This window comes from Flavobacterium sp. GCM10023249, assembly GCF_042653365.1.
Taxonomy (GTDB): domain Bacteria; phylum Bacteroidota; class Bacteroidia; order Flavobacteriales; family Flavobacteriaceae; genus Flavobacterium.
The window spans coordinates 457,209-468,087 of sequence record NZ_JBHSHZ010000012.1; the positions used below are offsets into that span (position 1 = coordinate 457,209).

The 10,879-nt window shown below is 37.6% G+C and carries 5 protein-coding genes; 2 read left to right on the plus strand and 3 right to left on the minus strand.

Annotation, left to right across the window (positions count from 1 at the left end; translation table 11 throughout):
- Positions 1–8 precede the first annotated feature (8 nt).
- On the minus strand, positions 9–1,694 hold the full coding sequence (locus tag ACFO7M_RS12875) for a hypothetical protein (RefSeq protein ID WP_379736037.1): 1,686 nt from the start codon (positions 1,692–1,694) through the stop codon (positions 9–11).
- A gap of 237 nt (positions 1,695–1,931) precedes the next feature.
- Here ACFO7M_RS12875 and ACFO7M_RS12880 point away from each other — a divergent pair, with 237 nt between their 5' ends.
- Both ACFO7M_RS12880 and ACFO7M_RS12885 read left to right on the plus strand, forming a co-directional pair.
- Complete coding sequence (locus ACFO7M_RS12880) at positions 1,932–2,636, plus strand: LytR/AlgR family response regulator transcription factor (RefSeq protein ID WP_379736039.1); 705 nt, start codon at positions 1,932–1,934, stop codon at positions 2,634–2,636.
- Positions 2,633–4,681, plus strand: coding sequence for a tetratricopeptide repeat-containing sensor histidine kinase (locus ACFO7M_RS12885; protein ID WP_379736041.1), 2,049 nt, complete (start codon positions 2,633–2,635; stop codon positions 4,679–4,681). The genes ACFO7M_RS12880 and ACFO7M_RS12885 overlap by 4 nt, the downstream gene beginning before the upstream one ends.
- Positions 4,682–4,726: 45 nt before the next feature.
- Here ACFO7M_RS12885 and ACFO7M_RS12890 read toward each other — a convergent pair whose 3' ends face one another.
- Positions 4,727–5,677 (minus strand): hypothetical protein, encoded by a 951-nt coding sequence (locus ACFO7M_RS12890; RefSeq protein ID WP_379716980.1) that lies wholly within the window; start codon positions 5,675–5,677, stop codon positions 4,727–4,729.
- Positions 5,678–5,783: 106 nt separating this feature from the next.
- Positions 5,784–10,298 (minus strand): DNA polymerase III subunit alpha, encoded by a 4,515-nt coding sequence (gene dnaE, locus ACFO7M_RS12895; protein WP_379736043.1) that lies wholly within the window; start codon positions 10,296–10,298, stop codon positions 5,784–5,786.
- Positions 10,299–10,879 lie beyond the last annotated feature (581 nt).

The following is a 10,879-nucleotide window of genomic DNA, read 5'->3' on the forward strand; positions in this document are numbered from 1 at the left end:
CCCAAGTATTAAAATGTATAGGTATACCCTAAATCTATATTGTATTCATTGAACGAAATACCGGTTCCGCTTTTCGCTTTATTCTCAAGATATGTCCCTCTTAAAGTGAGTCCGTGGTGTTGGTTAAAATTATACGTATTCTGTAACGTTACATTTAAGATATCTGCAAAGTTCTCTCCGTTTAATTTTTGCTGCGTGCCATTCGCGGTAAGACTCAAATTCATTTTATTTTGCAAAAAAGGTTTGCCAAAATTCAATCCCACTCCATTCAAACGATTGGTATTCAAATCCGAAGTAAAGACGGAAAGCAAGTAATTAACTCCAATCATAAATCCAGACTTGTTAAAAATAAAATTGCTGTTATAATTCAAATTATCCACCTGATATTCTGTTAATGAAGCCGTATTCGGATTTCTATCTGTCATCCATTGCTTGTTTAGCATTAAAGCATGAAAGTGTGTCAGTTTTTCTTTAACGAAAGTCAATCTCGGCATTAGCACCATATTTTGGGAAACATACGATTGTTGAGTAGCTTGATTGGGGATTTTTAATCCTTTACCTTGTTCTCCGGAATAATTGGCATACATGGCATTGAACCCGAATTTTTGTGAAATAGTCCAGTCTACGCCTATATTACCAATAAACCGTTTTGTGGTATACGATTTTTTATCCATTAAATTATCTCTCTGCTGACCCACACTACTTGCAATTTTTAATTTATTTTTCAAGAGATAAACTGAAGGTTCCAATGTAATGTTCTCAATATCTGTTTGAAAATAATAGGCACCCATGCTTTGGAAATCAGGCTCAACACGACGGTATTTCGCTTTAATTTTATACGTCTTTTCTTCATATCGTACTTCTGTTTGATAAGCATTATACCATTGAGAAGAGGTATTTATTGTCATCAGTGATTTGAATTTCTCTACCACTGAATTTTCATCCATAGTAAAACCAGCCGCATTTACATCTCTGGTATATACACTCGAAGCGACGTCAACATCCCAAAATAAATGATCTGTAAATTTCATTTTAGAAGAAACCGCCGCTACCACATTTTCACCCGCTAGAACCTCGGTTTGTGTTGGAACTGTATTTAGTGAATTTTCATCGTCTTTCCCTTTTAGCACTATCACATCCACATGACTCGTTTCTGTACCATAGCCCACTCTCATAGCGTATCCCATCCTTTTGTAGGCAGGTGTAATTGCTTCAGGAGAAGTCAAATCCTCTTCAACGGCTCTATTGAGTCTTCCATACAATGCTCCAAAACGGAATTTTCCTGGGTTAAGCTCGATACCTACTCCCATAGTTGTCTGCCCTGCCCAGGAAAAAGGAGACCAAGTCAAATTCGTATATCCTAGATGCACTTTGGCCCATTTGTAACTTGGACTAATGCAAAATTGGTTGAATGGCTGACGAAAAGAACGTTCTTGCTCGCTAACGGTTAATGAAAATGGAATTTCAATCCCATACAATTTCAAAATTGGGTTTCCCGTAAAATACCAGGAAAAATCTTTACGACGCGGATCAATACCATTAACATTATAATAGGAACCAAAAGCAGATAATGTTCCAGAAATTTCTAGTGGTTTTTCATCCGATATTGTTTCCAGATCCTGTGAAAATAATTTTGGTACTATTCCACTGGTTAAAAGCAAAACCATAACCATTATCCATCTTATCCTTTTCATAGTTTGTTTGTTTGTTTTTATGCTGAAAAATCGATAAAAAGCAAATAAAGTCGATGAAATACAAATTTTATAATTATCAGTGTTTAAAAGACTTACCAATTGTTTTTAACAAAATTTTAAGCCAAATTTGCGTCGGTATTTCTATCAAAAAAAACACCGATATACGAACGACATTAAAAATAGACGAACGACATTTTGCAACTTCGTTTTTTTTATATTTAGGCAAGAACTATCATTATGAAGCAAATAAACTGCATCATTGTTGATGACGATGAGATTGACAGACTGATGACCATTTCAAACGTCAAGAAATTTCCTCAATTCAATTTAATTGGGGCGTTTGACAATGCCGAAGAGGCACTGAGAGTAATCGAAAAAGAAAAAATTGAGGTTTTATTCTTGGATATTGACATGCCAGAAACCAGCGGATTTGAAATCAGACAAAAAGCTGCTCAGATTCCTGTTTGTGTATTTATTACGGCACATCCGGAACATGCTTTGGAAAGTTTTGATTATGAAACATTGGATTTTATTATTAAGCCATTAAAAACCGAACGTTTTAAAAATACTGTTACGAGAATTGAGGAATTTTTAGAAATCAAACAAAAAGCTGAATTATTTGAATCCAGCATTGGTGGTGATACCATTTATATAAAGGAAGGACATGAGCAAACCAAAGTGAAGCTTCATGACATATTATATTTAGAAGCTCTTAAAGATTACACTTTGGTAGTAACCAACCAAAAAAAACACTGTGTACTTTCAAGTATTGGAACTTTATTGAAAGAAAATCATTTTCAGTCGTTTGTTAGAATTCATCGAAGTTTTGCCGTACAAAAACAATATGTTAAAAAAATTGGCACTCAGGAAATTGAATTGAACAATAATATTTCCATACCAGTAGGCAGGAGTTTTAAAGACAATTTAAGTTTGATTGCATGAGAAAAATCGGTTTGATTTTACTCCTATATCCGTTACTATTTTTCGGTCAATCCCGAAACACTATAGCTATAGGTTTACTTACCGAATGCGAAAAAGTCAAGAATGACAACAATTATAAGAACCTTATTACTATAGCTAATAAAGGGATTCAGTTGTCTAACAATGATACCTACTTACTTGCACGTTTTAACTTTTACAAGGCCTACGGTTATGAATATGATAATAACCAGTACGAAAAAGCGATTCCGTATTTTGAAGCTTCATGGCGTTATGCTCAAAAAAATCAGCATCTTAAAGAGGAAACCCTAGCAATTATGCGCTTGAATTACTTGTATTATTCTACCAAACAGTTTCATAAAAGAGAACGGCTAATAGAATACATCAAAAACGTATTAGACACCACTAAAAGCGTGTATACACAAGGCATTCTTAATGGAAGTTTAGGAGAGTATTATCTTGACAAGTCCGAAATTGAGCCTTTTATCGGATACAAACTCAAAGCCATCGAATACCGAAAGAAATTCCCAAAAGAAGACGCCAGCAACACCGTAAACATTGGCATTTCATATTCACAGATTGGTCAGGCGTATATCAAAATGAAACAATACGATAAGGGTATAGAATATTCCAACTATGCCAGACCTTATATGAAAGGATCACCAAATGCATTGGCATTTTTATATAATGATTATATTAAGTGTTATACTGGAAAACAAAACCAAGACAGTATTACTAAGTATTACAACGCCATTTACCAACTTGTTTCAAAAGAAGATTCCCTTCATATTAGTGTAAGTTCGGCAAATCGATATATGGCAGAATATTTCATAAGCAAAAACAATTACACAATAGCTGTTCCATTTGCTAAAAAAGCCATTCTCTTTGCCAAAAAATCCAATGATGCTGAAATTCTAATGGAAGCACAAATCACGCAAGGTAAGTTGCTTTTCAAGGAAAAACAATATGAAAAAGCCATTGCGATTTTACAACTTGCATCCACACACGCATATGAGTTTGACAAAAATTCTTTTATTATCATTAACCAATTATTATCGGAAAGTTATGCACAATTGGGCGACTGGAGAAAGGCTTTACTTTACCACAAGATTTATGCAGAGACTTCTGAAAGAATGCTGAATGAATCTGCAAAGCAAACTATAGCGAATGCCGAAGCACAATTTCAAAACAGAACCAAGCAGGAAAAAATAAATTTACTTTCTGCCGAAAACCAAGTGAAAAACCTGCAAATACAAACCACACGAAAAAATCAAATTTATTTAGGATTAGGCATTGTTCTTCTCTTAACCATTGCTGGTTTATTGTACCGTCAAAATTTAATCCGAAAACACACCAATAAAAAATTACAAATCTTAAATACAGAATTGGACCAAGCCAATAAAACTAAGGCTCGTTTTTTTAGCATAATCAACCACGACTTGAGAGGTCCGGTAGCCAATTTAATCCATTTTTTGTATTTACAGGAAAACCATCCGGAACTATTGGATGAGGAAAGTGAAAAGAGACTAAAGCAAAAAACCACAGAAGGAGCCGAAAATCTGTTATCATCTATGGAAGATTTATTATTATGGAGTAAGAGTCAGATGGAAAATTTCGAACCTCAACCTCAAAAAATAAGCGTGGATTCTTTGTTTTCAGATACAGAAAAGCACTTCTCTAATTTTGACTCAATTACTATTGTTTATAAAAATCCGGAGAAGATCGAATTATTTACGGATGAGAATTATTTAAAAACTATCCTTCGTAATCTCACCGGAAACGCAATAAAAGCGTTAGAAAAAACCGAAAATCCAATCATTGAATGGAGTGCGTATTCTGAGAAAAACAAAACTGTCTTGACCATAAAGGACAATGGCCCGGGAAGCAGCAAAGATCAATTTAGAGCGTTATATGACGAAACAACCATTTCTGGAATTTCATCTGGTTTGGGATTGCATCTTATCCGAGATTTGGCCAAAACTATTCATGCAGAATTAAAAGTAACCACGCATCCTGAATCTGGAACAATCATCACTATTACATTATAAAAAAGGAGCTCAATGAGCTCCTTTTATACTATTCTAAATTTCGAATTATAGAGTGTATTTTAAACCTAAAGTCAATCCTAACCCACTGATTCCAACATAAGAACTGATATCGTCAGTTGCTTTGTTGCTATCAAAACCAGAAGCATTTGTTACTTTACTATTTGACGTAGATGTTAATTTCTCAACATAGTTTACATGCTTTGCAGAGTAAGAAGCATCCGGTCTGAAGGTTGTTGAAGTGTTTAATCTGTCAACACCATTTTCTGTGTACACTTCAGTTTCTTTTGATTTACCACTAACTGTGAAGTTACGGTATTCTACTTCAGCAAATGCAGCTAATTTGCTAGTCAATTTGTACGATGTACCAATAGCCGACATGAATCCAACAGTTGGATTTGGTTTTACAACATCTTTTGTATAAGTCTTAGTCAATACAGCACCAGAGTTGTTTGTGTAGGTACGATTAGTTTCGATAGTCAAATCACCATAAACTGGTACGATTACACCTACTTTTGTGTACGATTCAAAACCACTTGATTCACCTAAGAATAAAACCAAAGCGGGAGAAAAATCCAATGCTTTAATTCTACCTACAGCTGTACCGTCTACAAAAGTTGGTCCTGCTGCTACTAATCTGTGGATAGTGTGTACCATTGTTTTGTTGTTTCCGCGGAAATAATTAATTCCCATTTCAACACCTAAACGCTCTGTAAAACGATATCCTGTAGTTGCACTAGCACGGAAACCTTCTCCGAAAGATCCATGGTTAGTTTCTCTTGAAATTAAAGTTGTACCATCAGCAGCATAAATATCTGTGTTTGGTAATTGTCCAGAAACGATTGGGAATTCTGTTGCGGCTGTTTGCATAAAGTAAGAACCTCCTACTTTGAAATACAATCCTTTTTTGTCATTTGCAGACACTGTAGTATCTGTTGTTTGTGCTACCGCAGTAACAGTGGAAGCCATAAATATGGCAAAAACTACTTTTTTAAACATGATTACTTAATTTGGGGTTTTTGTTTTTGTAAGCCCGCAAAATTAATAATATCAAGCCATTCCACAAATTTATTATGCGCTCATATAAACATTAATAATTAAAAAACTAATTTATTTTAAAATTTATTTGCATTTTTTCTAAAGCCTGTAAAAGCTCGGAAGTAATCTTCACTTTTATCTTACGGCTGGGCATTGAGAGCATATTTTTAATTACAATTTCTTCTTTTTCTTCCGGAATATCGATTTCTACTTCGGTGTCTTCGGTAGAGACATCGTCATTCGCTTCGACAGTTTCCGGCATAGAGACCAATTGCATTTCTTTTTTAATTCTTTCCAATTCGATGACTTCGAAAGTAATTTGGTGATCTCCAGGGTTCATGATAAACAATTCGTGAAGCTCCTTCACCAATGTTTCCCTTAACTCATGAATAGAGAACTGTATGATCATCTTTTTGGCATAGGTAGGCAAAACATCGGCTAACATTTTTGCTTCCAAAAACTGTATTCTTGGGTCTGATTTTTTTCCTGTTTCTCTATTCACCCATCCTTCTTTGACATTGATCTTGAAGAAAACGAATTGATTTTGGAGTAAAAAGTGACGAAATTTCAAGTATTCTTCATCGAATATTCTGAATTCAAAACTTTCATCATATCCTTCCAGATTGAATGTGGCCCAACCTTTTCCGTTTTTAGCGGTTCGGTGTTGTACATTACTAACAATACCTCCAAACGTCAGGTTTTTTGTTACAAACGGTTCTAGATTTTTCAGCTGATCCAACTTCACGTTACAGAAGTACTTCATTTCGAAGCGGTAATCATCGAGAGGATGTCCTGAAATATAAATTCCTACTACTTCTTTTTCACGAGCCAGTTTTTCCATGGTATGCCATTCTTCACAAGGTGGCACTGTGGGTTCCGGAATCTGTACGTCAGAAGCTTCACCAAACAAACTTACCTGAGAAGAGTTTTCATTCTCCTGAGATTTAGACCCATAGCGAATGGCCTTTTCCAAGAACGTAATATTATCCCCATCGTGGTGGAAATACTGTGCGCGGTGCGTATTGGTAAACCCATCGAAGCCGCCTGCCAAGGCTAAGTTTTCAAACGCTTTTTTATTAGCAGCCCTAAGATCAATACGCTTAGCTAGATCAAAAATGGATTTGTATTTCCCATCTTTACGGCATTCTACGATAGTATTTACCGCTCCTTCACCAACTCCCTTGATTGCTCCCATACCAAAGCGCACTGCATAGTTCTCATTTACGGTGAACTTATAAAACGATTCATTGACATCCGGGCCTAATACTTCCAGTCCCATACGTTTACATTCCTCCATAAAGAACGACACTTGTTTGATATCGTTCATGTTATTGGAAAGAACCGCCGCCATATATTCGGCGGGATAATGCGCTTTCAAATAGGCTGTTTGGTAGGCAATCCAGGCGTAACAAGTCGAGTGCGACTTATTGAAGGCATAACTCGCGAAGGCTTCCCAGTCGGTCCAAATCTTATCCAACTTCTTTTCATCATGACCATTGGCCACCGCTTGATCGATGAACTTCGACTTCATCTTATCCAGGACATCCTTCTGCTTCTTACCCATTGCTTTACGAAGTACGTCGGCATCTCCTTTCGAGAAATTCGCTAGTTTTTGGGACAAAAGCATTACCTGCTCCTGGTATACTGTAATTCCATAGGTTTCTGATAAATACTCTTCACAAGCATCCAAATCGTAAGTAATCTCCTCTTCCCCATTTTTACGGCGGACAAAGGAAGGAATATATTCTAATGGTCCCGGGCGGTAAAGTGCATTCATGGCAATTAAGTCACCGAAGACCGTAGGCTTCAGTTCCTTCATATATTTTTGCATTCCGGGTGATTCGTATTGGAAAATACCTACAGTTTCACCTCGCTGGAACAACTCATAGGTTTTTTGATCATCAATAGGGAATGTATCCGGATCCAATTCGATCCCGAGACGGTACTTTACCAATTTGACCGTATCTTTTATTAATGTCAGGGTCTTCAGACCCAAGAAGTCCATTTTAAGTAATCCGGCGCTTTCTGCCACCGAGTTATCGAATTGTGTTACATACAAATCCGAATCTTTAGCGGTCGTTACCGGAACGAAATTGGTAATATCATCGGGAGTAATAATTACCCCACAGGCATGGATACCGGTATTACGCAAAGACCCTTCCAACACTTTGGCCTGTTGAATGGTTTCTCCTGAAAGTTCCCCTTCATTTGCGATGGCGATTAACTCCTTTACCCTATCGAATTCATCTGATCGAAGTGCTTTTTTGACATCTTCTTCTTTTTCAGAAAGGAAACGCGCCAGGTTCCATTTGGAGGGCATCATTCCCGGAATTAGCTTAGCGATTCTGTCCGCTTCGAATAATGGCAAGTCCAATACACGAGCGGTATCACGGATAGCTGATTTGGTAGCCATTTTACCATACGTAATAATTTGCGCTACCTGATTGGCTCCGTATTTATTGATTACATACTCCATTACACGACCACGTCCTTCGTCATCGAAGTCGATATCGATATCGGGCATGGATACACGGTCAGGATTTAAGAAACGCTCAAAAAGGAGATCGTACTTGATGGGGTCGATATTGGTAATTCCGAGACAGTAGGCTACTGCAGAACCTGCAGCCGATCCACGACCCGGCCCCACCGAAACATCCATATTACGAGCTTCGGCAATGAAATCCTGTACAATCAAGAAATACCCTGGATACCCTGAATTCGAAATCGTCAATAGCTCAAAGTCTAGACGTTCCTGAATTTCGGGTGTGATTTCACCGTATCTTCTTTCGGCACCTTTCATGGTCAAGTGACGTAAGTAAGCATTCTCACCTCGTACACCTCCATCTTCAGCATCTTCAGGCACCATGAATTCTTCCGGGATACCGAATTTAGGAAGCAATACATCGCGGTAGAGCGAGTAGGCTTCGGTTTTATCGATAATTTCCTGAATATTGATAATTGCTTCGGGTAAATCAGCGAAAAGCTTTTTCATTTCCGCTTCCGACTTGAAATAGTACTCCTGATTGGGTAAGCCATAGCGATAGCCACGACCACGACCTATAGGCGTAGCCTGCTTCTCCCCATCCTTCACACACAACAAGATATCGTGCGCGTTGGCATCTTCCTTAGCCACATAGTACGTATTGTTGGTAGCAATCAGTTTGACATCATGCTTTCTTGCGAAACTAATCAAGGTTTGGTTCACCCTGTTTTCGTCTTCTTGGTTATGGCGCATGAGTTCGATATAGAAATCGGCACCGAACTGCTCCTTCCACCATACCAAAGCTTCTTCCGCTTGGTTTTCCCCTATATTTAAAATCTTAGATGGGATTTCTCCATAGAGATTTCCTGACAAGACGATGATATCTTCCTTGTACTTTTCGATAACGGAACGGTCGATCCTTGGCACATAATAGAAACCCTCGGTATATGCGATGGAAGACATTTTAGCCAAGTTGTGGTAACCCTTTTTATTCTTAGCCAGGAACACCACTTGGTATCCGTTGTCTTTTTGTGTTTTGTCTTTATGATTGAGACAGATATTGAATTCGCAACCCACGATAGGTTTTACCTCCACTTCAGTAGGTTCTTCTCCATTGGCTATTGCTTCATCATTCTTTGCTTTGGCTGCCTTATTATGATTGAGCACCGCACTAACAAAGTGGAATGCTCCCATCATATTTCCGGTATCGGTCATGGCTACGGCCGTCATTTTATTCTTGACCGTTGCTGCCACTAGATTCGGTATAGCGATAGTGGATTGCAAGACAGAAAACTGTGTATGATTGTGGAGATGTGCAAAGCGCGCATGCTCCAAATCCTTTATACTCTCTTGGGATACCGGTGTATCGACTACTTCTTGTTGAGTCTGTTTCAGTCGTTTTCTAATCTCATCGGAAGCGGCTTTCAGATTGATGTGTTTCAATCCGATAAGCTGAATTTCCTGTGGATTACTTTCACGGAACTTATCGTAATAATCTTCCTTAACGTCCAGTTCTTCTTTGGTGAATACCTCACGTTTGATCAATTCCAAGAAACATCGGGTGGTAGCCTCCACGTCGGCAGTTGCGTTGTGCGCTTCTGCGAAGGGTTGTCCAAAAAGGAATTGGTGCAATTCGGTTAGTGTAGGCAATTTGTAGCGACCTCCACGCCCACCGGGTAATTTTAATAAATCGGCAGTCGTTTCGGTACAAGTATCCAATACCGGCATTTTGACCATATCGGAACCTACATTCATTCGATGGAATTCACACCCCATGATATTGACGTCGAAGCCTACGTTTTGGCCGACGATATATTTGGCTTTGGATAAAGCGATATTGAATTTTTCGAGTACTTCACCTAGAGCGATACCTTGTTCCATAGCGAGTTCGGTTGAAATACCGTGAATACGCTCGGCATCGTAAGGGATATTGAACCCTTCCGGTTTGACCAGATAATCCTGATGTTCGATTAGATTTCCCATTTCGTCGTGGAGTTGCCAAGCAATCTGAATACAACGAGGCCAGTTATCGGTATCGGTAATAGGAGCCGACCAACTGCGGGGTAAACCGGTGGTTTCTGTATCGAAAATTAAGTACATCTATCTAATTATTAGGACAAAAGGCAATAGCCGTTAGTAAAATATCAAGTTTTCAAAAATACGGTTTTTTTTGAGTTATGAATTATAAATTATGAGTTATAAGTAGCTCTTTAAGTTAATTATTTGAAGGCATTGAGGTTCTGTGGTACTGCGGTTTTTTTTGATTGTGCTTGACGTTCACTTGTGTTTTCATTTGTAAGTTTCTCCTCCTGAAATCTTAAAAGTTTTTTAACCTGAGCACTTCAATAGCTAAGAAGTCAAATCCTCTAATAATTTAATACTCTACTACTACTTTGATATTACTTTGATATTACTTTGATATTACTTTGATATTACTTTGATACTACTTTGATATTACTTTGATACTACTTTGATATTACTTTGATATTACTTTGATATGGATGAACCTATTATTTAATTGAAGGATTGAGGTTCTGAGAATCTAAGGTACTGAGGTTTTGATTGGGGTATGTCGTTGACAGGAGTTAAAAGAGCCAATATCACTTGTTTAACCGCCTTAAGTTTACATTTTCTACATTTAGCTATTAATCAGAAAGAACAAAAGAGAGGAGTAAGGTTCT

Bases quoted from the DNA above. Each gene is read 5' to 3' on its own strand.
- ACFO7M_RS12875 (WP_379736037.1), bottom strand. From the start codon at position 1,694: ATGAAAAGGATAAGATGGATAATGGTTATGGTTTTGCTTTTAACCAGT.
- ACFO7M_RS12880 (WP_379736039.1), top strand. From the start codon at position 1,932: ATGAAGCAAATAAACTGCATCATTGTTGATGACGATGAGATTGACAGA.
- ACFO7M_RS12885 (WP_379736041.1), top strand. From the start codon at position 2,633: ATGAGAAAAATCGGTTTGATTTTACTCCTATATCCGTTACTATTTTTC.
- ACFO7M_RS12890 (WP_379716980.1), bottom strand. From the start codon at position 5,677: ATGTTTAAAAAAGTAGTTTTTGCCATATTTATGGCTTCCACTGTTACT.
- dnaE (WP_379736043.1), bottom strand. From the start codon at position 10,298: ATGTACTTAATTTTCGATACAGAAACCACCGGTTTACCCCGCAGTTGG.